General features: G+C 46.5%; 24 protein-coding genes and 4 pseudogenes. 5 read left to right on the top strand and 23 right to left on the bottom strand.

Annotated features, from left to right (window positions below):
* Positions 1-206: 206 nt before the first annotated feature.
* From rocG to spsA, 13 genes and pseudogenes are all read right to left on the bottom strand, one after another.
* Positions 207-1481, bottom strand: coding sequence for a glutamate dehydrogenase (rocG, locus tag KHQ79_RS05090; protein ID WP_003235960.1), 1275 nt, complete (start codon positions 1479-1481; stop codon positions 207-209).
* Between the two features lie 176 nt (positions 1482-1657).
* Complete coding sequence (gene bslB, locus KHQ79_RS05085; protein WP_225514303.1) at positions 1658-2122, bottom strand: biofilm surface layer hydrophobin BslB; 465 nt, start codon at positions 2120-2122, stop codon at positions 1658-1660.
* A gap of 323 nt (positions 2123-2445) precedes the next feature.
* Positions 2446-2901, bottom strand: coding sequence for a dTDP-4-dehydrorhamnose 3,5-epimerase family protein (locus KHQ79_RS05080; RefSeq protein ID WP_119914434.1), 456 nt, complete (start codon positions 2899-2901; stop codon positions 2446-2448).
* Positions 2894-3745: a dTDP-4-dehydrorhamnose reductase gene (rfbD, locus tag KHQ79_RS05075; protein ID WP_225514302.1), complete on the bottom strand. Its 852-nt coding sequence runs from the start codon at positions 3743-3745 to the stop codon at positions 2894-2896. The genes KHQ79_RS05080 and rfbD overlap by 8 nt, the downstream gene beginning before the upstream one ends.
* A gap of 13 nt (positions 3746-3758) precedes the next feature.
* The gene (gene rfbB, locus KHQ79_RS05070; protein ID WP_133485577.1) at positions 3759-4706 is read right to left on the bottom strand and encodes a dTDP-glucose 4,6-dehydratase; all 948 of its coding nucleotides are present in this window, start codon (positions 4704-4706) and stop codon (positions 3759-3761) included.
* Positions 4706-5446, bottom strand: coding sequence for a sugar phosphate nucleotidyltransferase (locus KHQ79_RS05065; RefSeq protein WP_084993956.1), 741 nt, complete (start codon positions 5444-5446; stop codon positions 4706-4708). The genes rfbB and KHQ79_RS05065 overlap by 1 nt, the downstream gene beginning before the upstream one ends.
* Before the next feature lie 149 nt (positions 5447-5595).
* A pseudogene (locus KHQ79_RS22310) lies at positions 5596-5796 on the bottom strand (PseG/SpsG family protein); the annotation flags it as partial.
* A pseudogene (locus tag KHQ79_RS22370) lies at positions 5786-5885 on the bottom strand (hypothetical protein); the annotation flags it as partial. The pseudogenes KHQ79_RS22310 and KHQ79_RS22370, both read right to left, overlap by 11 nt.
* Positions 5885-6754 carry a GNAT family N-acetyltransferase gene (locus KHQ79_RS05060; RefSeq protein WP_225514301.1) on the bottom strand — a complete coding sequence of 290 codons (870 nt, stop codon included), beginning with the start codon at positions 6752-6754 and terminating at the stop codon, positions 5885-5887. The gene KHQ79_RS05060 and the pseudogene KHQ79_RS22370, both read right to left, overlap by 1 nt.
* Positions 6742-6999, bottom strand: a pseudogene (locus KHQ79_RS05055) (DegT/DnrJ/EryC1/StrS family aminotransferase); the annotation flags it as partial. The pseudogene KHQ79_RS05055 and the gene KHQ79_RS05060, both read right to left, overlap by 13 nt.
* A gap of 3 nt (positions 7000-7002) precedes the next feature.
* Positions 7003-7113: pseudogene (locus KHQ79_RS22155) on the bottom strand (DegT/DnrJ/EryC1/StrS family aminotransferase); the annotation flags it as partial.
* Position 7114: 1 nt separating this feature from the next.
* Positions 7115-8539, bottom strand: a complete 1425-nt coding sequence (locus KHQ79_RS05050) for a CDP-glycerol glycerophosphotransferase family protein (protein WP_225514300.1) — start codon at positions 8537-8539, stop codon at positions 7115-7117.
* Between the two features lie 4 nt (positions 8540-8543).
* Complete coding sequence (gene spsA, locus KHQ79_RS05045; RefSeq protein ID WP_019259805.1) at positions 8544-9314, bottom strand: spore coat dTDP-glycosyltransferase SpsA; 771 nt, start codon at positions 9312-9314, stop codon at positions 8544-8546.
* 318 nt (positions 9315-9632) lie between these two features.
* Here spsA and gerQ point away from each other — a divergent pair, with 318 nt between their 5' ends.
* Positions 9633-10169: a spore coat protein GerQ gene (gene gerQ / locus KHQ79_RS05040; RefSeq protein ID WP_019259806.1), complete on the top strand. Its 537-nt coding sequence runs from the start codon at positions 9633-9635 to the stop codon at positions 10167-10169.
* Positions 10170-10212: 43 nt separating this feature from the next.
* Here the strand turns inward: gerQ and KHQ79_RS05035 are convergent, their stop codons facing one another.
* From KHQ79_RS05035 to KHQ79_RS05025, 3 genes are all read right to left on the bottom strand, one after another.
* A complete protein-coding gene (locus KHQ79_RS05035; RefSeq protein WP_225514299.1) occupies positions 10213-10584 on the bottom strand; it encodes a DUF423 domain-containing protein in 372 nt (123 codons plus the stop codon).
* 61 nt (positions 10585-10645) lie between these two features.
* Positions 10646-11968, bottom strand: a complete 1323-nt coding sequence (locus KHQ79_RS05030; protein WP_133485569.1) for a purine/pyrimidine permease — start codon at positions 11966-11968, stop codon at positions 10646-10648.
* A gap of 19 nt (positions 11969-11987) precedes the next feature.
* Positions 11988-12305 (bottom strand): YwdI family protein, encoded by a 318-nt coding sequence (locus KHQ79_RS05025; protein ID WP_029316930.1) that lies wholly within the window; start codon positions 12303-12305, stop codon positions 11988-11990.
* 166 nt (positions 12306-12471) lie between these two features.
* On the opposite strand from KHQ79_RS05025, the gene KHQ79_RS05020 reads away from it, so the two are divergent.
* Positions 12472-13842, top strand: a complete 1371-nt coding sequence (locus tag KHQ79_RS05020) for an aldehyde dehydrogenase (protein WP_225514298.1) — start codon at positions 12472-12474, stop codon at positions 13840-13842.
* Positions 13843-13866: 24 nt separating this feature from the next.
* Here KHQ79_RS05020 and KHQ79_RS05015 read toward each other — a convergent pair whose 3' ends face one another.
* Together KHQ79_RS05015 and KHQ79_RS05010 are read right to left on the bottom strand one after the other, a co-directional pair.
* Positions 13867-14544 carry a uracil-DNA glycosylase gene (locus tag KHQ79_RS05015; protein ID WP_225514297.1) on the bottom strand — a complete coding sequence of 226 codons (678 nt, stop codon included), beginning with the start codon at positions 14542-14544 and terminating at the stop codon, positions 13867-13869.
* A gap of 14 nt (positions 14545-14558) precedes the next feature.
* A complete protein-coding gene (locus KHQ79_RS05010; protein ID WP_133485565.1) occupies positions 14559-15365 on the bottom strand; it encodes a glycosyltransferase family 2 protein in 807 nt (268 codons plus the stop codon).
* 190 nt (positions 15366-15555) lie between these two features.
* On the opposite strand from KHQ79_RS05010, the gene KHQ79_RS05005 reads away from it, so the two are divergent.
* Positions 15556-16371: a bifunctional hydroxymethylpyrimidine kinase/phosphomethylpyrimidine kinase gene (locus KHQ79_RS05005; protein WP_003236004.1), complete on the top strand. Its 816-nt coding sequence runs from the start codon at positions 15556-15558 to the stop codon at positions 16369-16371.
* 89 nt (positions 16372-16460) lie between these two features.
* Here the strand turns inward: KHQ79_RS05005 and KHQ79_RS05000 are convergent, their stop codons facing one another.
* The 3 genes from KHQ79_RS05000 to scrA form a co-directional block, all read right to left on the bottom strand.
* Positions 16461-16709, bottom strand: coding sequence for a hypothetical protein (locus KHQ79_RS05000; protein ID WP_003236006.1), 249 nt, complete (start codon positions 16707-16709; stop codon positions 16461-16463).
* Positions 16710-16802: 93 nt separating this feature from the next.
* The gene (gene sacA / locus KHQ79_RS04995; RefSeq protein ID WP_225514296.1) at positions 16803-18242 is read right to left on the bottom strand and encodes a sucrose-6-phosphate hydrolase; all 1440 of its coding nucleotides are present in this window, start codon (positions 18240-18242) and stop codon (positions 16803-16805) included.
* A complete protein-coding gene (gene scrA, locus KHQ79_RS04990) occupies positions 18239-19624 on the bottom strand; it encodes a PTS system sucrose transporter subunit IIBC (RefSeq protein ID WP_225514295.1) in 1386 nt (461 codons plus the stop codon). The genes sacA and scrA overlap by 4 nt, the downstream gene beginning before the upstream one ends.
* Positions 19625-19926: 302 nt before the next feature.
* Here scrA and KHQ79_RS04985 point away from each other — a divergent pair, with 302 nt between their 5' ends.
* Positions 19927-20697 carry a formate/nitrite transporter family protein gene (locus KHQ79_RS04985; protein WP_225514294.1) on the top strand — a complete coding sequence of 257 codons (771 nt, stop codon included), beginning with the start codon at positions 19927-19929 and terminating at the stop codon, positions 20695-20697.
* A 39-nt stretch (positions 20698-20736) separates the two neighbouring features.
* Here the strand turns inward: KHQ79_RS04985 and sacT are convergent, their stop codons facing one another.
* Positions 20737-21567 carry a sac operon transcriptional antiterminator SacT gene (gene sacT / locus KHQ79_RS04980; RefSeq protein WP_003236015.1) on the bottom strand — a complete coding sequence of 277 codons (831 nt, stop codon included), beginning with the start codon at positions 21565-21567 and terminating at the stop codon, positions 20737-20739.
* A 39-nt stretch (positions 21568-21606) separates the two neighbouring features.
* The gene (locus tag KHQ79_RS04975; protein ID WP_225514293.1) at positions 21607-21909 is read right to left on the bottom strand and encodes a hypothetical protein; all 303 of its coding nucleotides are present in this window, start codon (positions 21907-21909) and stop codon (positions 21607-21609) included.
* Positions 21910-22439: 530 nt separating this feature from the next.
* On the opposite strand from KHQ79_RS04975, the gene vpr reads away from it, so the two are divergent.
* The gene (gene vpr / locus KHQ79_RS04970) at positions 22440-24860 is read left to right on the top strand and encodes a serine protease Vpr (RefSeq protein WP_225514292.1); all 2421 of its coding nucleotides are present in this window, start codon (positions 22440-22442) and stop codon (positions 24858-24860) included.
* The last annotated feature ends 145 nt before the right edge of the window (positions 24861-25005 follow it).

The raw sequence follows: 25005 nt of genomic DNA, 5'->3' as shown, positions 1-25005 counted from the left end.
CGCATGAATAAAAATGCAAGAATCATGCCAATATTTTGTCTCTTCCTGAAAAAACTTGTTGAATTGTACAGAAATTTGTCTAACAGGAGAACACCTTTCTCTATTTCCAATCCTGAAACGCAAAATTTTTTTGCGATTTTTACTTTTCCGCAAAGAATAAACGCAAAATTTTTTTGCGACAGAAGGGGATACCTCCCCTTCCGAATTTATACCCACCCGCGGAATCGCGATGCTTCTGCCGATTTTCTGATGCCCGTCATGTAAGCCGCCAAGCGCATATCCACTTTATGTGTTGCCGCTGTCTGATAAATCGTTTCGAACGAATTGACCATGACGTTTCTCAGTTTTTCTGCAACCTCTTCTTCTGGCCAATAATATCCTTGGTTGTTTTGCACCCATTCAAAATAAGAAACCGTGACGCCGCCGGCACTCGCCAGAATATCAGGCACGAGGAGCACCCCTCTTTCATTCAGGATCTTAGTGGCATCAATGGTTGTCGGGCCATTCGCCGCTTCGACGACGATTGACGCCTGAATGTTATGTGCGTTTTTGGCTGTGATTTGATTGGCGATCGCGGCCGGCACTAAAATATCGCAATCCTTTTCAAGCAGCTCCTCATTTGTGATGACGTCTGTAAATAAGTTGGTGACCATGCCGAAGCTGTCCCGCTTATCGAGCAAATAAGGGATATCAAGGCCGTCCGGGTTGTAGAGCCCGCCATGGGCATCCGAGATCCCGATCACCTTCGCGCCGGCATCATGCATGAATTTGGCCAGAAAGCTGCCAGCGTTTCCAAAGCCCTGTATGATGATGCGCGCGTTTTGCAGCTTGATCCCTTTTTTCTTAACCGCCTCTTCAATACAAATCGTGACGCCCTGTGCCGTTGCGGTTTCCCGGCCTTGCGATCCGCCTAAAACGAGCGGTTTCCCTGTGATAAAGCCCGGAGAATCAAATTCCCGCAGCCGGCTGTACTCATCCATCATCCATGCCATAATTTGCGAGTTGGTGTACACATCGGGAGCCGGAATATCCTTTGTCGGACCGACGATCTGGCTGATGGCACGGACATATCCCCTGCTCAGCCTTTCCAGTTCTCCGAATGACATTGTCCGCGGATCACAAATAATACCGCCCTTTCCGCCGCCGTAAGGAAGATTGGCAATCCCGCACTTGAGCGTCATCCATATGGATAATGCCTTTACTTCCTCTTCATTGACTTCAGGATGGAAGCGCACGCCTCCCTTTGTCGGACCAACCGCATCATTGTGCTGCGACCGGTACCCTGTGAACACCTTGACGCTGCCGTTATCCATTTTGACCGGAATGCGGACGGTGAGCATTCTCTGCGGCTCTTTCATGAGTTCATACATATCGCCCGGATAGCCCAGCTTTCGAAGGGCTTCCTTTATGATCGTTTGGGTAGACAAAAATAAATTTAGAGCTTCTTTTTCCTCATCTTTCGCGACTTGCTTTGCTGACATCTTTTTCACCTCATTGTTTTTTTGGCCGCTTGAAAATGTAAGCGCTTTAAAAAATCAGCCGGCCAATTCCCTTCTTCAGTGGATTCACCCTTATGATCATGCAAGATCCGTACCAGTTTTTTTAATCAACAAAAAAAGAGACTGAAAACATCTCAGTCTCTGATTAAACCTATTCATTAACGAGGGTCAATCACCAGCTGCGTTTCAGCATAAAAACTGCCGATTCCCAAACCGTTTACAACATCGCCTTTAATCGTGTAAGTGCCTGCGCGCGGAAGGGTTTTGCGCACCATGACAAGGTCAAATTCGGATGCCCCTAACAAATCAAGCGTAAGCGGGAGTCTGACAGTTTTTCCATCGTTTAAGATCTGTGTTTCTTTCAGCGTTCTTCCATTCACTGAATCTCTTGTTGTAGCATGAAACCCGTCGGGAAACCGAAATTCTACCGCACCAAGAGAAAGCACCGCATTTGGTTTATATGTCACTTCAATATCAGAAGTGGTCCACTCTTTTGTGCTGTTAATCGTTTTTGCCTCGATTGATGCAGACTGCGCATGAGCTTGGCCTGAAGGAAGCAAGATTGATAGTAAGACAGCTGAACTGATCAATAATGAAGATACGAATGAAGTTCTTTTTAACATGACATTTCCTCCTCAAATCACTGTTGGGATTGGCCAGAGCGTCCTCTGCAGAAAAAGCGTTTTTTCGTAATTCTCGAATTACCAATTCTTTTTCTTAAAAATTAATCTATCATCATTTTCCATGGAAGTAAATGCTTTTTTAGGAATATTAACACTTGGAATCATTTGAGAATATCATCCTGTTTATACAAGGTTCAAATGGATGATTTTCTCTCTTTTTCTAGTAACATCATCCCGTTGTTTTCTATCTTTTAGCCCATTTTGAAAAAAGGACAAAAAAAGTCGAAGATGCCTCCGCTCTCCGATTGATCACGTTCCTATTTTTATCTATTTTCGGTATTCCAGTTAAAACCGATCGTTTCATCATTCCATGGAATTCTTTTTTCATCAGGCTGATCCGGGTTATACGACATGGTGGTGAAGTAGATAATCGTCAGCGGCGTCTCTCCCAGCACTCTGTACCCGTGGGCCACCCCTTTTGGGATCAATAACAGCATCGGGTTGTCTTCACCCATATAATAGACGTCAGTTTCTCCTTTTGTCTTTGAATCATCTCGAAGATCGTAAAGGACAACCTGAGCGTGGCCGGTTGGGAAGAACCAGAGATCATCCTGTTTCTCGTGATAATGAAATGCTTTAATCACACCCGGATAGCTTTTCGACCAAGAGGCCTGCCCAAAATGCTCAAGAAGGTTCTCATCATCCCGAACCAGCTCGGCAAAAAAGCCTCTGTCATCACTATGCTTCGTCAATTTTTTCACCTTGACTCCATCAATCACGCGGACTGCTCCTTTCCTGTAAATACTCCCGTAACGCTTCCCGCCAATGGCGAGGTCGAATGCCGGCTTCTTCAATGGCCTGATGGCTCAGCACAGAGTAAGCCGGACGGGGCGTTTTGTTCCCGTATTCTTCTGTCGTGACAGGCAAAATGACTGTGGCCAGTCCGCTTTCTTCCATAATGGCCTTCGCGAATTCATACCAGCTGCATATTCCTGAATTGCTGACATGATAGATGCCCGGCGGATGGCTGAACAGCTTGATGACCGCTTCTGCTAAATCCTTCGTATAGGTCGGCGAACCAATTTGATCGCTTACAACCCGTAGCTCTTGTTTCGTTTCAGCAAGCTTCAGCATGGTATGAACGAAATTGCTGCCGCCATGTCCGTACACCCACGACGTTCTGATGATCGTGCTGTCTTTTGTCGCTAATCGAATCAGTTCTTCTCCGAGCTTTTTGCTTTTGCCGTAGATGGTGTTCGGATCGAGGGGATCGTCTTCCCTGTAAGGCTGGGTTCCTTTCCCGTCAAAAACATAGTCCGTGCTGATATGAACATATTGAGCACCGATGCGGGTTGCCTCAAGCGCTGTATAATAAGCGCCGATCCCGTTAATTAAATACGCTTTATCAAGTTCTGTCTCGCATTTATCAACCGACGTAAACGCGGCTGCATTGACCACGATATCCGGCTGATAATGGCCAAACGAATGCCGTACTGAGCGCTGGTCGGCAATGTTCATCATCTTCTTTGTTAACGCAATGACCTCATATCCCGCTTGCTTCAGCTGGCGGCACAGTTCCAGGCCAAGCTGTCCTCCCGCGCCAGTCACCAATACCTTTGTCAATCGGATCACCTTCTCATCGGTCATTGTCTGTATACCAGCGAATCGTACGCGCAATGCCTTCTTCAAATGGCACTTCCTGCTGCCAGCCCAGTTCGTTTTTCAGCTTTGATGCATTGATCGCATAGCGCCGGTCATGCCCTTTTCGGTCTTCCACGTGGGCGAACAATTCCTCACAGCCCAGTTGCTTCATGATGATGCTCGCCAGCTCTTTATTCGTGCGTTCATTTCCGCCGCCGATGTTATACACCTCGCCGTCAGTTCCTTTTTCTAAGATCAGCTTGATGGCACGGCAATGATCCTCCGCAAACAGCCAGTCTCGGATCTGAAGCCCATCGCCATACAGCGGAACCGGAAGCCCTTGCTTCGCGTGGCGGATAATCGTCGGGATCATTTTTTCGCTGTGCTGATAGGGGCCGTAATTGTTGCTGCATCGTGTAATAATGGCCGGAAGCTTGTGGGTTTTCACATACGATAACACGAGCAAATCAGAGCTTGCCTTGCTGGCTGAATAAGGGTTATTAGGAGAAAGGGGCGTCGTTTCAGTAAACGCGGGATCATCAGCTTCTAAATCCCCGTACACCTCATCTGTTGAAATATGAATCAGCTTCTTGGCTTTTCCCCGCAAGACCGCTTCTGCCAAACGGTATGTCCCCATGACATTTGTGGTGATAAACGGCTCTGCCTGGGAAATGCTTCTGTCCACATGCGATTCCGCAGCGAAGTGAATCACGCCGTCATAGGTCTCATCAAATGCCCGGTCGATATCCTCCTGAACGCTGATATCCCCTTTTATAAAGCGAAATCGGCTGTTTTCCTTTAATGTTTCCATTTCGTCCGGGTGGCTGGCGTACGTCAGTTTATCTAAAACGGTAATGCGCGCCTCCGTTTCCTTCAGCATGAGCTTTGTAAACGTGAGCCCGATGAAGCCGGCCCCGCCCGTAATTAAATATGATTTTGCCATCACTTTTCGTCCTGTCCTTTCTGTAAAGCCTTGTGTACAAGCTGGGAGGCAAGATGAAGCGATTCGTGAGTTCCGGCATCGACCCACCAGCCTGATAACACATCATACGTAAGCTGGCTGTTTTCGATGTATAGATTATTCACATCGGTGATTTCCAGCTCGCCGCGCTTTGACGGTGATATTTGTTCAATATACGAAAATACCTCCGCATCATACATATAAATGCCGGTTACACAGAGGTTGGTCGGCGGGTGTGCGGGCTTCTCGATAATGGAACGAATCCGCTTGTTTTTTTCATCAATCTCAGCAATCCCGAAGCGTTCCGGATCATCAACTTCTTTCAGCAGCACCTTTGCTCCTTTTCCCTGCTGTTCAAAGCGCTCCGTAAAAGGCTTTAATGAATCTTCAAATATATTATCACCTAATAATAAAATGAAAGGCTCTTTTTTCGTAAAGCGTTTTGCATAAGACAGCCCATCCGAAATGCCCGATGCGGCTGGCTGAACCTGATAAGTGATTGTCACGCCAAGCTCTTCCCCGTTCCCAAGCAGTTTATAAAATTGCGGCATATGCTCTTTTTGGCTGATGAGTAAAATGTCTTTTATTCCGGCTTCCTCCAGCTTCATAATCGACCAGTAAATCATCGGATACGGGCCTACAGGAAGCAAATGCTTGTTGACGGCTTTGGTTAAGGGCATAAGGCGTGAGCCGTTTCCTCCGGCTAAAATAACACCTTTCACATTAACACTTCCTTACATGCATTTTTATACCTTTTGATCCATACAAATCTTGAAGAATAGCTGATACCCGCTTGAGGACTTGATCGGCTGCACCAGACTTTAAAAATTTCTTGCAGCCTGGAAGGCGGGTGAAGAATAAGATGATCCTATCCTTCATAGATGCGGGTGTTTCCTGCTTCTGATATCTCCGTAAACTCCGTTGATGAATCAGTTATTCAAAGAGTACAATTTTGGCATCTGTTTCCGCCTTTATTTTCCTTTACAGATCACGGGCGCGCCGAGTATAACAAACAAAGCAGATCAAGTTTCTTGCTTTTTATTTCCCGGAGAATAAATTCGTGCCGCTGCATCAATCAGCGAAAAAGCCTGCCATTCCAGCCTCGGCAATTATAAATACAGGAGCTTTTTTGCCCGTAGTTCCATTCTGAAACTCTGCCATTATTTCGCTTCCTTGCCCGGCCAAATATGATAATCGTAATACGATTGTTCAGCGGTGAATCCCATTCTTTCATAAAGGCGGATCGCCCTTACATTGTGAAGCTGCGTCTCCGCTGTTACCGTTTTATGCTCCTGGGTCTCAGGTTGTTCTATGAAATTCGCCAATAAATGAAACGCGATACGTTTTCCTTCAAATCCCGGCTTCACAGCCATCAAATCGAGAATGGATTCATCGCCTCTGGATAGGCCTTGAAGATAGCCGATGACCTCGCCATTGTGCTTAGCGACAATATTGACAGCCGCCCTTCCATTGAGATTGTTTCGTGTCCACTCCTGAAAGATCTTGTTTGCTGCTTCGCGGCTGAGATGAGGATCTTGAAAATATCTGCTTTTTGTAAACGAGTCTCGGGCCAGCTCACATATCGCTTCTGTGTCTCCGGGCTCAGGCGGGCCCAGTTCAAAAAATGACGGTGTTTTGTCATAAAAAGACGGGGGCTTTGCCAGCTTAAGCAAACTGCCGACAAAGTAAGAGGATGGCTGCTGCTGTATCACATGCGCGGCACCGATATCTTCAGCCGAAACACGGACAGAGATAAAATCAGTTTCATCCATTTGCCGTACAGAATAAAAGGCTTGAAACAGCCTCTTCAACTGCCCGGCGCTATTTGCCGCAAGAAATTTGACGTTCATGACTTTTTTCTGAAGCATCCGGCTTTCCCACAGAGAATCTTCGTAAAGCAAGATGCCTTGGAGCCTGCTGTTTTCAAAAAGGCCGAGGGAAAATTGATACGGAACGTTCAGTGTAAGCTGCCTTCTTTGGATAAATTCCTCAATCGCCTCTTTGGAGACATTTTCTTTTACCGTATACACTTAACCAGCCCCTTTTCGATATCCCGCACAGCTTCAATGACATCCTGTACATCTTCGTCCGACATTGATGGATAGAGCGGGAGTGACAGGGTTCGTTTATAGTCATTCATGGCGAGCGGGAGGTCCGCTTCCTTAAACCCGAATCGCTTTTGATCATACGGATGAATGTGTACTGGGATAAAATGAACGCTGCGCGTGATACCGGCCTGTTTTTCATCAGCTTGCAAAACATATAAATGCCAGGCGGCAAACTTTTTTTCAAATTGCTGAACCTTCGAGGCTTTAAAGAGCCATCCCGATTCCAGCGTTTCTGTGACCTCCTGAATTTCTTCCTTACTGATGTCTTGCGCTCCTATCACTTTATTCAATATCCTCCCGCCTGTAATCAATCCCTGTTTTGGCTTTCAGTTCCGCAAATAGAGCGTTTGTTGATTCTGCCACCGGATAATTGGCTGCTGTGAACGCCAGACGCGCCTCTTCTGCTTTTTCGTGCACGGCGGGACTTCGAAGAACCTCAATCAAGGTGCGCGCCAGGTCATCCGGCTGATCAAACATAAAATCGCCAAGAGATTCATAGTACGGATACGTGCGGTTTCCGGATGATTTCCCGATCAGCACAGGCTTTTGAAACAGCATGGCTTCAAGTCCGACTGTTGAGGTTTGCGTCACTGCCGCGTTAGTATACGGAAGCAAATCATACAGATCAAGCTCCTTTTTGATGACTCTGCATGCTTTATGTTTTTTCGCCGCGGCGTAATACAGATCAAGCTTGTTTTTTCCGATTTCCCAAGGATGGGGTTTGATGATAATTTGCAACTGTTTCTGATCAGAAAGCCCTTCTAGCACACCGGAATAAAAATCATCTGAAAAGGGCTGGGTCGCAATGAGCACGATTTTTTTAGACGGATGAAAAGCGAGTTTTCGATAGAATGTGGACATGTCCATAGGGGTTCTGTTAAAAATCTGATCGAAGCGGGGATGTCCCGTTATGAGAATCTGCTCGGGTTTACAGCCTTTTCGTATATACCACTCCGCTTCATACGCACCAAAAACGGCTTGATAGGTTGTAAAAACAGGAATGAAGGCTTCATCTCCCATCAACGCGCCATGCTGAAGACAAATGCTAACGGCCCCTCTCCTTTCACACATGAGCGCGAGCACCCTGCTGTAAATGTCTTCTGCCGTTCCGACGACAACGGCCGAAATCTTCTCCTGTTCAAACAGCGCATCAACCGCATCAATGGCCTCCATAAATAAAGGAATATCTTTGAAAAGCCTGTCGCGAAATGCTTGATCACCGAATGCCGGGTGGTCATCAAAAGCGGCAAGAATCGAAACGGCTGTTTCGAGATACGGCTTCGGATCGCCTTTTTGGCATGATTCCGCAAGTTCACGCTTGCTAATGACAGGCAGATCACAATAATCCGGCAAACTCCATCTGGCCAAAACAGCTGTTTTTTCAGGATCAAATTGATAGTAATTTTCGTTTGAAAAACGCAGGTAATCAAAATGCAAAATGACTTTCCCCTTAACAGGTTCGTCATTTGTTTTGACCATACTTTGTATTTTTTCTTTAAAAAACGGCTGAATTTGTCCTTCATCGACATACTGATCCACCGATCCGAATAACTCCGGTTCTTCTTCCATCATCACTCGCAGCTCAGGGCTGATGTATTGATAAAAATTACTGATAAGCCCAAGAGGAATCCCCTTGTAGCGAAGTCCGTCAAAAAGCTCCACATACTTCCTGTACAGCACCCAATAATTGCTTAAATAGGCCGACAAGCTCTCACCCCATTCCAAGCTTTTTTAATGATTCACGCAGTTCGCGGCAATTGCGCTGCGGAGGAAGGTTCCGGACGAATTCATTTTTTTCTGATTCAAACAGCTGAAAGTGAATCGATTGGTCGGTAATATAATTCAGATCCAGCTCCTCGGCCAGCGGGTAAAATGGATAAAAATGATTGACTCTCCAAAAGAAGCGGGCATCACCGATCCGGTAAAACGCCGGGCTTTCATCCCAATAGGAGCCAAACCTCTCCTTCACCTTCTCAAGCACCGAATATCTGTGCATCACCGAGCAATGATCGATGGCGCACGGCGCGTTCCACGTCACTTGAGCAGCAGGCCTGACAGTTTCTTTTACAATATCGCGATGCTCGTTTAAATGATAGGTTTTGGAGGCTGAGTAAATCACAGCCTTCTCTGGATGAGCATCGAGCTCCCGCACCATTTTCAGGAGGCGGTCCGGCATATAGATGTTGTCATCCGTCGCATAGGTAATATATTCACCCTCCGCCATCTCAATCGCCTGATTGATCAGCGCCGCGTATCTCGTTTTTTCCGTTCTTTCCTTCACTCCAGATACATCGCTTTGATAAAAACGCACTCGGTTATCATTCAAAAAAGGACGGATTACATTCAGCGTCTCTTCATTGGAGTTGTCATCCATAATAAACAATTCAAAATCTGAAAAGGTTTGTGAGAGTATGCTAGAAATGGACTTTGCCACATAATCGCTTTTGTTATAGCTTGTCATAATGACTGACACTTTCGGCAAATCCTACACCTCCTTCTTGAAACTTCACACCTGAAACTAACGTTATCTTATGTTGCTTATTCGCAAGTTGCGCTAGGAATACACACCAATATGCGAAAAGTTTGTGTATGTCTATAAAAAACAGCGGCTGCCCATGTCAAAATCTGTGCTGTCCACTGTTCTTTTTCCGCATATTCCAAGCATCAGCCTCATAAGGTGAAAGAGATAAAAATTGCACTAGCGACTAAGATCGTTTCCATCGGAGGTGAGTCATCGCGGAGCGTTCATCTATACATCCGGAACATGTCCTGAATGGTTTTCATAAAAAGGAGGAACGATATGAAACCGAAAAAAAATCAATATCAGCAAATGCAGGCATATGATAATATGCAGGTGTATCAGCCTCAATTCGGCGCCAATCCATACCCGCAGCAAGGCCAAGGCGGACAAATGCAGACGATGGGAATGCAGCAAATGATGCCAATGCAGCAGGGGCAACAGGGACAGCAAGGCTTCGGATTTCCCGGCCAGCAGCAGGGCGGCGGGTTTCAAATTCCATCGGGGCCGACACCGTCAGCGCCGGGCCAAAGCGTTCCCGGTATGCTGCCTGTTGAGGAATCATACATTGAGAACATTTTGCGCCTGAACAGGGGAAAAACGGCGACCATCTATATGACTTTTGAAAACAGCAAGGAATGGGGCTCGAAGATCTTCCGCGGCGTCATCGAGGCTGCGGGCCGGGATCACATTATCCTCAGCGACCCGAAATCAGGAACACGCTACCTGCTCCTGACAATCTACCTCGATTACATTACATTTGATGAAGAGATTGCGTATACGTATCCATATTCCATGGCGTCCTATTCGCCAAGATAAAGAAAAAGCCAATCGCTCATTTGATGAGGATTGGCTTTTTTGTTTATAGATATTTGACGGCTGCGACAACGATCATAATCCAAGAAATAATAAATGCCACACCGCCGAGCGGGGTAATGGCCCCGAGGATGGAGATTTGCGTTACACTGAGAATATATAAGCTTCCGGAAAACAGTACAATTCCCGCAAACATCAGCCAGCCCGCTGTCGTGACACTGCCGATGCCGGATAATTTATCGGCCAGAAGCGCGACAACGAAAAGTCCAAGAGCGTGATACATATGATACTGCACACCTGTGTGCCAAACCTGAAGATATTTATCAGGAATTTTCCCTTCTAATCCGTGAGCGCCAAATGCCCCGAGTCCCACGGCAAGCAGGGCGTTAATGGCCCCTAATATGATAAAAACTTTCATCTATCTCTCCCGCCTTTTCGTTAAACTCATATCATTTATCTTAACGCACCTGTACCAAAATTCAATGTTTGTTCTCCGATGACACGAGATTGTCGGATTTTCTCCTGCGCCAAAGCTGAAACTGGTCTGCCGCTATTGCAGCAAGCGTTCCTAATACAAGCCCGTTGCTTAATAGAGAAATAAATACCGGATGCAAACCCTTTAATGCAGTTTCAGGAACAAACATGATACCGACCCCTGTCAGCAGCGAGATGCCGATCACAGACCGCACCCTTTTCAGTTCTGCTTTCTCATATGAATCAAATTCTGCAAAGGCCAAGCCGCCCATTGCGGAGAACACAACAAAGTTCACCGCAAACCCAACAGGTGACGGCAGGCTCGCAAACGCATTCATAAAAAACGGGATCACACTGATCGCGACAACCAGAATGCTGCCAATCATAAACGGTTTTTTAGAAGGCATTTTGGTCGTCTCAATAAAACCCGCGGCTCCCGAAATCGGAACCGGTGCAATGGCTCCCGTCAAACCGCTCAGCAGATGGCTGAATGAGGCGGCAAAACCGGCTTGGCGTTCGTGATGCTGTTCATCCGGCTTTTTGCCGAATTTCTTCACAGCGATGTCCACAACCTTCATGCTCGCCAGCATATTCACAATCAGCAAGATGGTAATAAAAATTGAGGTGATGATCAGGCCGCTGTTAAATAACGGGGTCCCAAAAGGAAACAGGGAAGGCAGCTGAAACAGCCGATCCGGCATTTCAATCGGCTTTGCCGCTCCGGCAGCCGCAAACAGCACCCACCCGCCGAACAGGGCCAATAAAATAGAATATTGTTTCAAAAACATAATGTTCGAATTTGTCATCATAAAGGCGGCGGCGACAACAACAAGCGCCAGGACAAATACAAGACCGTCCACACTGTCTTTTCGATAGCCGATTCCGAGAATTCCTTTTATAATCGGCTGACTCAGCTGCATCACAAGCAGCAATAAATAGACGCCGGTCACAACCGGGGTAAACAAGGCGGCAAGCCGGTCAATGACCTTGAAGACACTTAACAAAAAGAAACATACAGCGCTTACAAGAAGAGCTCCCTGCAAACCGCGCAATGTATCCCCATATGTCGCAAATACAGTTCCCGTCAGCCCGCCGTAGATCGTGTACACTCCCCACCACAAACCGGCGGGGCTCTCGTTGATCGGCAGTCTGTGGCCTTTCAAACACTGAATGACGGCGGCAATTCCCAGTACAAAAAAGGTGCTTTGGATCAATCTCGCAGAATCGGAGTGATCCAGATGAAACGACTGGGCAACCGCCACCGGAACAACAATCGCCGCAGCAATGATAAACGCTGTCCATTGCAGAGCGCCAAGAACCAATTTCACGTGAGCTCAACCTTTCTTATTAAAAATCAAATAAAGACTCTCCGTTTCCATCCTCTTCCTTCTTCTCTTTTTCCTGCTTTCGATATTTGTTTAATCCCGCGCTTCCCATCATTTTTTCCATCATCAGCTGGTCTGTCGATGGCGGCGCGGCAGGACTCGGCGTGATGCTCGGCTGTATGGGGGGCGCGCTCGCGGTCTCCGGCTGATCCAGCACGACGTCACACAAAGAACGGACAACCGCTACGTAACGCTTCAGCTCCTCATCACGTTCAGCCGTCTTTGCTTTTTTCAGCTCCTCTTCCATCTTTTGAATCAAAGCAGATATGTGAATGTTCATCAAGAACCCTCCAAAAAATAAATTCGTCTTCCTGCATTTTATCAAATTCCTGCCGTAAACGCAGATATGAGTTTGTTATTTTTTCTGACAAACCTTGTGCATTTGACAAGCAGAAGAGATTTTTCACATAATAAATCACCATACCTTACAAAAAAGGAGAAACGGAATGAACAGCATCCCCTCTATCGTCAGCAAGCACAAAGCCTATTTTGCGGCGGGGCATACGAGACCGCTCGAATCGAGGCTGGACATGTTGCAGAAGCTGAAACAAGCCATCAAAATGCATGAAGCCGATTTAACAGCCGCTCTCTATCAGGATCTCCACAAATCCGAACAGGAGGCATACACAACAGAAATCGGAATCGTGCTGGAGGAAATCAACTTTGTGATGAAACGGCTGAGAAAATGGGCCAAGCCGAAACGGGTCAAAACACCGTTGACCCATCTAGGCTCCAAAAGCATCATCATCCCTGAGCCTTATGGAACCGTTTTGGTGATTGCGCCTTGGAATTATCCCTTGCAGCTGGCGCTATCTCCAATGATTGGTGCCATTGCGGCCGGGAACACTGTCATTCTCAAGCCGTCTGAATATACGCCGGCTGTTTCCGCTGTTCTTTCCAAACTCATCAGCAGCGTTTTTCCGAGTGATTATGTCGCTATGGCGGAAGGCGGGCCCGACATCAGCACAGCATTATTACAGCAGCCCTTTGACTATATTTTCTTCACCGGCAGCGTTGCCGTCGGAAAAATCGTCATGGAGGCCGCCGCCAAACAATTAGTTCCCGTCACCTTGGAGCTCGGCGGCAAAAGCCCCTGCATTGTCCATAAGGATGCTGACATACAACTTGCCGCCAAACGCATTGTATTCGGGAAATTCACAAATGCGGGACAAACCTGCATCGCACCGGATTATTTATTTGTCCACGAAGACATCAAAACGAAGCTCACAGAAGAAATGAAGCGTGCGATCAGTGAATTTTACGGCCCTCAGCCCGAACAGAATCCGCAATACGGCAAAATCGTCAGTGAGCGCCACTATCAGCGGCTGCTCAGCTTTCTGAATGATGGCGTCCCGCTCACAGGCGGACAATCTGATCCTGATCACCACAAAATAGCGCCGACAATTCTTGATCAAGTGAAAGATGACTCTCCTGTGATGCAGGAGGAGATTTTCGGGCCGATTCTTCCGCTGTTTACATACAGCGATATCGGCGAAGTCATCGAGAAAATCCAGTCGCGCCCAAAGCCGCTCGCCCTGTATGTCTTCACTATAAACCCAGAAATCGAGCGGGCTGTTTTAGAGAATCTGTCATTTGGCGGCGGCTGTGTCAATGATACGTTAATGCACGTCGCGACACCGTATTTGCCATTCGGAGGCGTCGGAGAAAGCGGCATCGGCAGCTATCACGGATTTGACAGCTTTAACACATTTACGCACAAAAAAAGCGTCGTTAAACAGACGAACCGCTTCGACTTCGCTTTCCGGTACCCTTCCTCCAAAAACGGTCTGCGAATGATTCGGAAGATACTTAAATAAAAAAGCGCAGAGTATCTGCGCTTTTTACAAATCCTTTATACACCAATCAATCGGTGCCTCTCCCATTTTCTTCAAGAACGCATTCGCCCGGGAAAACGGTCTGCTCCCGAAAAATCCGTTCCTTGCCGAAAATGGGCTGGGATGCGTCGATTCAATGATAAAATGCTTGGACGTGTCGATCCGTTCTTTTTTCATTTGGGCATGCCGGCCCCACAAAATAAAGATCACTGGCCGCTCCCTTTCATTCAGCACGTCAATCATTCGGTCCGTCAGACGCTCCCAGCCTTTTCCCTTATGGGAATTCGCCTGTCCGCGCCTTACTGTCAGCACAGTATTCAGCAAAAGAACTCCTTGCTCCGCCCAGCTGACAAGCGACCCGTGATTCGGGATGCTGCACCCGATGTCCTGCTGTAGCTCAAGAAAGATATTTTTTAATGAAGGCGGCTGCTTCACACCCGGCTTTACGGAGAAGCTCAAACCTTGAGCCTGTCCAGGCCCGTGATACGGATCTTGGCCGAGTATCACCACCTTGACATCATCGTATGAGGTATAATGCAGCGCATTAAAAATATCCCGGCTGTCCGGATATATCGTTTGCTCCGCGTATTCCCGCTTCAGCATTTCTCTGAGCTCTTGATAATACGGTTTCTCAAACTCTTCCTTCAGCTGGTTCCACCAGCTGTCCTGTAAAAGCTGTTTCAAGATTCAGGCCTCCCTTACGAACGATGAAGCCTGGAATAGACAGGCTTGCCATCCCAAACGATTTCACTTTTTGCTTCCCGTCTTTTCATATCAGGCTCTTCAAGCAGGACGGCAAAGTTTTTCGTCGGCAGTTCCCCGAGTCCGTGCTTTTCACTTAAACGGTCCAAATATTGTTTCCGCTTGGCGCCAAGGTCCGCGGACTGATTGTCTCCCGCGTCACTGAAGGCATAAATCACACTGGCGCAAGGGACACGCTTCACCCGGTACTCCTTCGCCGCGCGCAAATAAAAATCCCAGTCCCAATAATTGTGCACATCAGCATCGAAATACCCGATTTCATCATGCAGAAAACGTCTGTACATGCTGCCCGACGGCACGTATGTAGAGAACACTCTCATATCCTCATAGTCAGCGGTATAAGCAAACAGCTTTCGCGAAACTGGATATCTTGTTCCGTTTTTCTCTTCAAACGAAACAATTTCCGCATCAGAATGAACGAAATCTGCCGTCTCGATTTCCTTCGCCATTCTCTCCACATGTCCCGGCGTAAAGAAATCATCGTCATCACAAAGCATAATGCAATCGCCAGACGCCTCTTTTACACCGGCATTTCTCGCAGCCACATGCCCCGAGTTCTTTTCTAAATTGATGACAGCAATCGGCAGCTCCGGATACAGTGCTTTGACCGGCACGACCGATTCCCCGGCATCATTCACAATAATGATTTCATACGGCTTCATGGTCTGCTGCGAAATCGACTCCAGAAGCTCACACAAAGCCGGAATCCGATTATAGGTCACAATTACGATAGAAATCTTCATGATGCTCTCCTTCTCATTTTCATAGTCATGTACTATTAAAACATATATTGGACGGGAGATCAGTGGGAATATCCTACTGAAACAGGAAAGATGACGATGAGAATACTAGATGAATTGCTAAACCTTCTATATTGTGATACAGAGAAAATCTAACTATAATGAAAGACAAAACACGATGGAGGTTCAAGACATGTCTATGCATAAAGCACTCACCATTGCCGGCTCAGATTCCAGCGGCGGTGCTGGGATTCAAGCTGATTTAAAAACATTTCAAGAAAAAAACGTATACGGGATGACCGCCTTAACGGTGATCGTTGCGATGGACCCGAACAACAGCTGGGACCACCAAGTCTTCCCGATCGATACTGATACAATCCGCGCCCAGCTTGCAACGATTACGGACGGCATCGGTGTGGACGCCATGAAAACAGGAATGCTGCCAACCGTTGACATTATCGAGCTTGCAGCAAAAACGATCAAAGAAAAACAATTAAAAAATGTGGTAATTGACCCGGTCATGGTTTGCAAAGGAGCAAATGAAGTCCTGTATCCGGAGCACGCCCAAGCCCTGCGTGAACAATTAGCGCCGCTAGCCACTGTCATTACGCCGAATCTGTTTGAAGCCAGCCAGCTCAGCGGCATGGATGAATTAAAGACAGTTGACGATATGATCGAAGCTGCGAAAAAAATTCATGCGCTCGGCGCTCAATATGTCGTCATTACAGGCGGAGGCAAACTCAAACACGAAAAAGCGGTTGATGTTCTCTATGACGGAGAAACAGCGGAAGTCCTTGAAAGCGAAATGATCGATACGCCTTATACACATGGCGCAGGCTGTACGTTCTCAGCAGCCGTGACAGCGGAGCTCGCCAAAGGTGCGGAAGTCAAAGAAGCCATTTACGCAGCGAAAGATTTTATTACCGCTGCCATTAAAGAATCCTTCCCGCTCAACCAATATGTCGGGCCAACGAAGCATTCTGCGCTGCGCCTGAATAAACAATCATAAACAAAAAAGGCTGCCTTACAGAGAGGCAGCTTTTTTATATGACCGAAGACTTTTCACAGAAAAAACTGCCGATCCCATCGGCAGCCTGTTTATTTGATTTTTAAATGGTTCGCAGATTTCCTCAAAAATGTTTCTATCGACTGAACAAAAAGTGCATATTCCTTCATTTGCTCATATGCTCGCGAAAGAATTTCCGCCGTTTCACTGTGCGGCGTTGTCCCGCCAAGCATTTTTTTCAGCTGAAGCAGCACATCCTTATATTCTTCCCGCTTATCTTCAACTTGGTCCGCAGCCTTTTCCAAACATTCCGGTGTTATCTTCTGTTCATGTATATTCAAGAAAACAACTCCTTTTACAGAAAAAAATAGTAGGTTATCGTTGAAGAATAGCACAGATGGCACAGATTTCACATAAGAAAATAGAAGGATTTTCTACATAAGGGTCCAAATTCCGACGTTCATTTCAGATTTTCCTGTCGAACTGGCTGTCACTTCATGATTTCCCGGGAAAGGAAAATATCTCGCACTGAAGACCTCTTCTCCGTTATTGACAAATATTTCTACAGACGAAGCATCGATAAACATGTGCACGGTATGCAAATCCTTGATGCAGCAATGTCTCGCTTCTGTTCTTTTTTTGTCGAAGCTCGTCCGCTCCAGCGTAACAATCCCCTCTTCCTTATGAAAGGAAAACACAGCCGTACCGCGGATACTGATTGAAAAGCCAGACTCCGTATCAATGTCTTCAATCAAGATCTCAGCTCTTTCAGGGTTTTCAACTGGAAGCGTACCAGATGATCCATGCATGTTGATTTGCACTTTTTTCTCATTCCTGCGCATGGCTTTCAGTTCAGGCAGCGGCTGCTGAATCAGCTTCTGCCCAGATAGCGTCAGCTGTCTCGGCAGCGTCATACAGTGGATCCAGTGATAGTCAATCGTCGGATGAGTCCCTTCATCCTGATCAGGCACAGCCATCCATGCAAACAAAATTCGCCTTCCCTGATCGTCTTCAAGTGTTTGCGGAGCGTAAAAATCAAAACCTTGATCAAGCTCCGTAAAATCGCCATGCTTCAATTCAGGCTTGTTATAATCGAGACGCCCTACAAAATAACCCGATTGATACACGTTCTGATAACGAAAACCGTCAGTCTCAAGCCCTTGAGGCGAAACAATCAGCACGTCAGACCCCTGAATGGAAAACAAGTCAGGGCATTCCCACATGTACCCGAATTCGTCAAGCCCATTGAAGCCCGCGCCAGTTATCGGGCCGAGAAATCTCCACTCTGTCAGGTTATCAGAAGCAAACAAAACAGCGTGTCCTTGCATATTCTCCGTTTGTGCACCGACCACCATATACCATGTTCCTTCATGCTCCCATACCTTCGGATCGCGAAAATGCGGCGTGTATCCTTCAGGGAGGCGGGCGACGACACCCTTTTTCTCAAAGGACAGTCCGTCGTCAGATACAGCAAGGCATTGATACGTTTCCCGATTCCCATCCTGATCCCTGACATTTCCTGTGTAAAATAGATAGAGCCGATCGTCTTTCGTGACAGCGCTGCCCGAGTAGCAGCCGTTTTTATCAAACCAATCACTCGGCGCCAGCGCAATCTCTTCCCGCTTCCAATTCACAACATCCTGTGTCGTATAATGCCCCCAAAATTTAGCGCCGTGCCCCGTTTGAAATGGCTGCCATTGAAAAAACACATGATAGCTGCCCTTCCAATAAATCACGCCATTCGGGTCATTCAGCAGCCCAACCGGCGGCATAATGTGAAAATGCTGGCGGTGCGGATCGCTGTTCGCGATAGACTCTTTTTTCTCCACTTCTTCATAAGCCCGGCGACGAAGCTCCTGATCATGTACTGTCATTTTTTCCTCTCCTCATCCTCATTAATCTTCATGATAAACGCTGCAATGAACGCTGACACTCCCGCAATGGCCATCCCAATCAGATAGTTGATCAAGTTGCCCATGCCAAACGGCGCAGCAATGGCGATCATCGGAATACCCGTTAACCCGTAAGCGTTTGCAGCAACATGTGTAAAGACGACATATGCACCGCCCAGCGCGCCTCCAATCATCGCGGCAATAAATGGCTTACGGTAGCGAAGATTGACTCCGAATATGACTGGCTCAGTAATACCAAGAAAAGCGGAAAATGCAGCCGGAAGCGCGATTTCTTTTGTCTTTGCCTTTTTCGCCATAAAGAAGACGGCAAGCCCGGCGCCGCCCTGTGCGACATTCGCCATTGACCAGATTGGCAGCAAGTAGTTCTTGCCTATATCTGCAATAAGCCCTGCCTCAATCGCATGGAAGCTGTGATGAACGCCTGTCAGCACGATAAGTGAATACGTGCCACCGAAAATCAGACCCGCAACAAAACCTGCATGGTCATATACATAAGTTAAAGCAACCGTAATGCCGGAGCCAAGCGCTCTGCCCAGAGGACCAATCGCGATAAAAGCGACAAACCCGGTGACAATCACTGTAACAAAAGGTGTAACAAGCAAATCTACCGCATGCGGAACCACTTTTCTTGTCCATTTCTCTACCTTGCTCATCACATAAACCGCCAACAGGACAGGGATAACAGTTCCCTGGTAGCCGAGAAGCGCGATATCAAATCCGAAAAGATGCATATAATCAGGTGTTGCTTCCGCCAAACCCCATGGATTCAAAAGCGTCGGATGAATCATGATACCCCCGATGACCGCTCCCAAGTAAGGGTTGCTGCCAAACTCTTTTGAAGCACTGACCCCGATTAAAATCGGCAAGAAAATAAATGCCGCACTTGAGAACATATCGAGCAACTGCAGCAGTGCAGAATCCTTGCTCATCCAATGAAACGCATTGACCATACCCAGTAATCCCATTAATAGGCCGCTGGCCACAATAGCCGGGATGATTGGAACGAAAATATTAGAAAGCGTTTTCGCAAATCTCGCAGCGGGATTCAGTTTTTCTTTTGCTGCATCCTGGTGATTTACGTGTTCTTCACGCTCAGTATCGGCTTCCTTAGAAAAAGCATCGTACACCTTATTGACAAGGCCTGTTCCGAAAATGATCTGGTACTGGCCAGAGCTGCTGAAAGCGCCTTTTACGCCATCAAGCTCTTCTACTTGTGCTTGATCTATCTTTGATTCATCTTTCATCACTAAACGCAGTCTTGTTGCACAATGAGCCGCGCTGATAATGTTATCTTTCCCCCCGAGAAGCTCAATGAGGCGTTTTGCAGTCTCTTTGTAATCCATCTGTTTCTCCCCCTTTTATTTAAACAAAAAAGACCTAAAATTCGCCAACGAATAAAGGACACAGCGATCCTTTTTCATTTACGCAAATTTTAGGTCTTGCCTGCTTTACCAGTCACAATCCCGCTTATTTAGATTGAGAATACGCTTTCATCATAAATCATGACAGCGTTTTCGTCAACTATTTTTTTAGTTAAAAAGTTTGATAAAACATTTAGACAAAAATTCGTAAAAATTATTTGTGAAACATTTCACAATATCATGTTATACTATGCTCAACCATCAGAGAAAGCAGGAAAAAGACAATGGAAACTCGAGCATTGCAAAAGGTTGAACAGTACGCTTTGAACAAACAAAACATATTTGTTTCTAGCAAAATCCGTTATGTGCTCAGATCCATTTTGGCCAGCATGTTTATCGGATTCGGCATTACAGCCGCAAGCAAAACAGGCAGCTATTTCTCTATGGTGGATTCTCCGTTTGCTTTTCCGGCAGCCGCCGTCACATTCGGGGCCGCTATTCTGCTGATTGCTTACGGGGGCGGAGATTTATTTACCGGCAATACCTTTTATTTCACCTATACCGCACTCCGAAAAAAAATCCGCTGGCGCGACACTCTGTACCTGTGGATGTCAAGCTATGCTGGCAATTTGATTGGCGCCATTTTATTTGCCATCCTGATCAGCGCGACAGGACTTTTTGAGGAGGCTTCTGTTCATTCCTTTTTGATTCATCTGGCAGAGCACAAAATGGAACCGCCCGCTTCCGAACTGTTTTTCAGAGGAATGCTGTGCAATTGGCTTGTGTGCCTCGCCTTTTTCATTCCGATGTCTCTCAAAGGAGAAGGAGCCAAGCTGTTTGCCATGATGCTTTTCGTTTTCTGCTTCTTTATTTCCGGTTTTGAGCACAGCATTGCCAATATGTGCACATTCGCCATCTCACTTTTGATCGAGCACCCTGATACGGTGACACTGATGGGAGCAGTCAGAAACTTAATTCCTGTTACGCTCGGCAATCTGGCCGCAGGAATTGTAATGATGGGCTGGATGTACTATACGCTCAATCCCGATAAATAAAAAAAACTTCCAGAGATCACTCCCTGCAAGTCAAAGCGGTTATTCCGAGAGATCTTGAAGACGCTGGACATGCAGCGTGATATAGCCGGCCTCGGACTCCGGCAAATGTAATTGATATTCATTTTTCAAAAACTCCGCCAGCTCCAGCGCACATTGATAGGCAAATGAATACTTTTTTTGGATGAAATAAAGCATCTCCTCGTCCATACGATGGAGCGCTTCATTTGATTCCAACCGGCTGACCGCGTATCGCAAATGCGTGACAAGGCGTTGATAGGAAATGCTGTTTTCATCCACCTTTCGATTAAAGTAGTTTTCTATTTTCTCTATCATTTCTTTGATCATGGTTGTATGCTTCAGCGCTGAATACATGCTCTCCGCATCCATCTTCGCCGTATGAATGTGAAGGGCAATATAACCCGCTTCATCTTCAGGCAGAGACACGCCCAATGTCTCTTTTACGTGTCCGATCGCCCACAGGCCGATCTCATATTCTTTTTTATAGAGCGCTTTTATCTCATGCAGCAATTTATTCTGCACAAGCAGCCCATTTTGAATCCTTTCGATCGCAAAGGACAAATGGTCAGAAAGCGCGATATGAATGTGGTCGCTCAGCGGCGACGCGAGCTCTCCTTCCGCATAACTGATGATATCCTCAGCTATTTCTATATGCTCCTCCGGCAGCGTTTGCAGGATTTGTTTAAATTTTTCATTCTCGTCGTGCACGACAAAGATCTTTTCCACTTTATTCATAGGGATGAGATCATTTTTCTTTTTTTGAAAAGCGATTCCCGGTCCCATCACAATTTTTTCCTGATCGTCCTCTTTTATTAAAGCCGCATTGTTGTTTAATACTTTATAGATTTTCAAGAGGCTATCTCTCCCGCCAATTTGCTTTTGACTGGGATTTTACCTCCTTTTGACCGCCATGTAAAGATGCGGGCCAGCTCTCTCCTGCTTTGGCGATTCCTTGAAGGCTTGCAGACATCTTCTTTTATAAAGCGCAGCGGCTTTCGCTTTCTGCTTTTCTTCCTCATTCACAGCCATCCGCCATTCATAAAACGAAACAAGTCCTGCGGCCTTCACCGCCGCTTTTCTTTGGTATGTACGCTGAGCCGTATAGACCGCGGCAGCCGCAGTTTTTCTGTCCGGCGTCACCCAGTTCATCAAAAAGACCATCCACACCCGTAAAGATACAAGCAAACGTTTCATAGAAAAACATCCCTCCGCTTCTTTTTGGCAGGCAGCCTTTTTTAGCAGCCCGTTTTCTCAGCCGCAGCCCGCGTGAAAAGACGGCCGATTTCTTTTCTCGCAAACTAGCGGCTCTAGCAAAACTCATGACTCTATAATAGACCGTGGAAAAAGAATTCTTTGTCACAATATGAGTGAAAAAACCAACTAGTTTTTAGAAGTTTTGTTGAAAGCTGAAAGAAATGAAATGAAATTTGGGGAACCGCATTAAAAACTTTATACACAAGTTATCCCAAAGATAAGAACAACTTAATCACAAGAGATATCCACATGTCCACAAACTCTAACTATATTTTGTATAGGAACATATATTCCCAACTATATATATACACAGATTTATTCACTTATACACAGGATTCTGTGTATAACTCCTTCCTTATACACAAACGAAATCCAATAAATGGTCCAAATGACACAAGGATTTTTTTGAATTTTCAAGAAATATATACTAGATCTTTAACATTTTTTCTAAACACAAAGGGGGAAATACATTGAAAAATGGAATCATTCGCTTTCTGCTCCTAAGTTTTGTTTTATTTTTTACGTTATCCACAGGTATGACAGGAGTACAGGCGGCGCCGGTTTCTTCAAAAACGTCGGCTGACCTGGAAAAAGCCGAGGTATTCGGTGATATCGACATGACAACAAGCAAAAAAACAACCGTTATCGTGGAATTAAAAGAAAAATCCTTGGCAGAGGCGAAGGAAGCGGGAGAAAGCCAAACGAAAAGCAAGCTGAAAACCGCTCGAACAAAAGCCAAAAACAGTGCTGTCAAAGCGGTGAAAAACGGAAAAGTAAACCGGGAATATGAGCAGGTGTTTTCAGGCTTTTCTATGAAGCTCCCAGCTAATGAGATTCCAAAACTTCTTGCAGTAAAAGACGTAAAGGCAGTATACCCGAACGTCACCTATAAAACAGACAATATGAAGGATAAAGACGTCACGGTCTCCGAGGACGCCGTATCTCCGCAAATGGATGACAGCGCACCGTATATCGGAGCAAACGACGCATGGGATTTAGGCTACACAGGAAAAGGCGTGAAGGTAGCGGTTATTGATACTGGGGTTGAATACAATCACCCTGATTTGAAGAAAAACTTCGGACAATATAAAGGATATGATTTTGTAGACAATGATTACGACCCGAAAGAAACACCGACCGGCGATCCGAGAGGTGAAGCCACTGACCACGGAACGCACGTGGCCGGAACTGTCGCCGCAAACGGAACGATTAAAGGCGTGGCGCCTGATGCCACACTTCTTGCTTACCGCGTGCTGGGCCCTGGCGGAAGCGGCACAACAGAAAATGTCATTGCCGGCGTGGAACGTGCTGTCCAGGACGGAGCAGATGTGATGAACCTGTCTCTCGGAAATTCATTAAACAACCCGGACTGGGCGACGAGCACAGCGCTTGACTGGGCCATGTCAGAAGGCGTCGTTGCGGTTACGTCAAACGGCAACAGCGGACCGAACGGCTGGACAGTCGGATCGCCAGGCACATCAAGAGAAGCGATTTCTGTCGGCGCAACTCAGCTGCCGCTCAATGAATACGCCGTCACATTCGGCTCCTACTCTTCAGCAAAAGTGATGGGCTATAACAAAGAGGAAGACGTCAAAGTGCTCAATAACAAAGAAGTTGAGCTAGTTGAGGCCGGACTTGGCGAAGCAAAGGACTTTGAAGGAAAAGATCTGACAGGCAAAGTCGCCGTTGTCAAACGGGGCAGCATTGCGTTTGTGGATAAAGCCGACAATGCTAAAAAAGCCGGCGCCATCGGCATGGTTGTGTATAACAACCTCTCTGGTGAAATTGAAGCCAATGTACCAGGCATGTCTGTACCAACGATTAAGCTTTCATTAGAAGACGGGGAAAAACTCGTCAGCGCCTTGAAAGCAGGCGAGACAAAAACAACATTCAAGTTGAAGGTCTCAAAAGCGCTTGGTGAGCAAGTAGCTGATTTCTCTTCCCGCGGCCCTGTAATGGATACGTGGATGATTAAGCCTGATATTTCCGCACCAGGCGTCAATATCGTCAGCACCATTCCGACACACGATCCTCAAAACCCATATGGCTACGGATCAAAACAAGGAACAAGCATGGCATCTCCTCATATTGCCGGAGCGGTTGCCGTTATCAAACAAGCCAAACCAAAGTGGAGCGTTGAACAGATCAAAGCCGCCATCATGAACACCGCTGTCACCTTAAAGGATGGCGACGGAGAAGTGTATCCGCATAACGCCCAAGGCGCAGGCAGCGCAAGAATCATGAACGCGATAAATGCCGACTCGCTCGTCTCACCCGGAAGCTATTCATACGGCACTTTCTTGAAGGAAAACGGAAACGAAACGAAAAAAGAAACGTTTACGATTGAAAACCAATCTTCCATTAGAAAGTCATACACACTTGAATACTTATTTAACGGCAGCGGCATCTCCACATCCGGTACAAGCCGTGTTGTAATTCCGGCACATAAAACCGGAAAAGCCACTGCAAAAGTAAAGGTTAATACAAACAAAGCAAAAGCAGGCACCTATGAAGGAACGGTCATCGTCAGAGAAGGCGGAAAAACCGTCGCCAAGGTACCTACATTGCTGATCGTCAAAGAGCCGGATTATCCGAGAGTCACATCTGTCTCCGTCAGCGAAGGGTCTGTACAAGGCACCTATCAAATTGAAACCTACCTTCCTGCGGGAGCAGAAGAGCTGGCGTTCCTCGTCTATGACAGCAACCTTGATTTTGCAGGCCAAGCCGGCATTTATAAAAATCAAGATAAAGGCTATCAGTACTTTGACTGGGACGGCACAATCAATGGCGGAACCAAGCTTCCGGCTGGAGATTATTACTTGCTCGCCTATGCCGCGAATAAAGGCAAATCAAGCCAGGTTCTGACTGAAGAGCCTTTTACCGTTCAATAATAAAAAGCCCTGCCGATTGGGACTGACCCCATAAGATGAGACAAATAAAAACACCTTCAAGTTTGAATACGGATGATTGTTATCCGAAATTAGACTTGGAGGTGTTTTTTCTATGGGGACAAGAGTGAGTTATCCGGTTGAAGTG

This window comes from Bacillus sp. TSO22 (assembly GCF_020223595.1).
Classification (GTDB): domain Bacteria; phylum Bacillota; class Bacilli; order Bacillales; family Bacillaceae; genus Bacillus; species Bacillus inaquosorum.
This window is presented reverse-complemented; position numbering and strand designations above follow the sequence as displayed.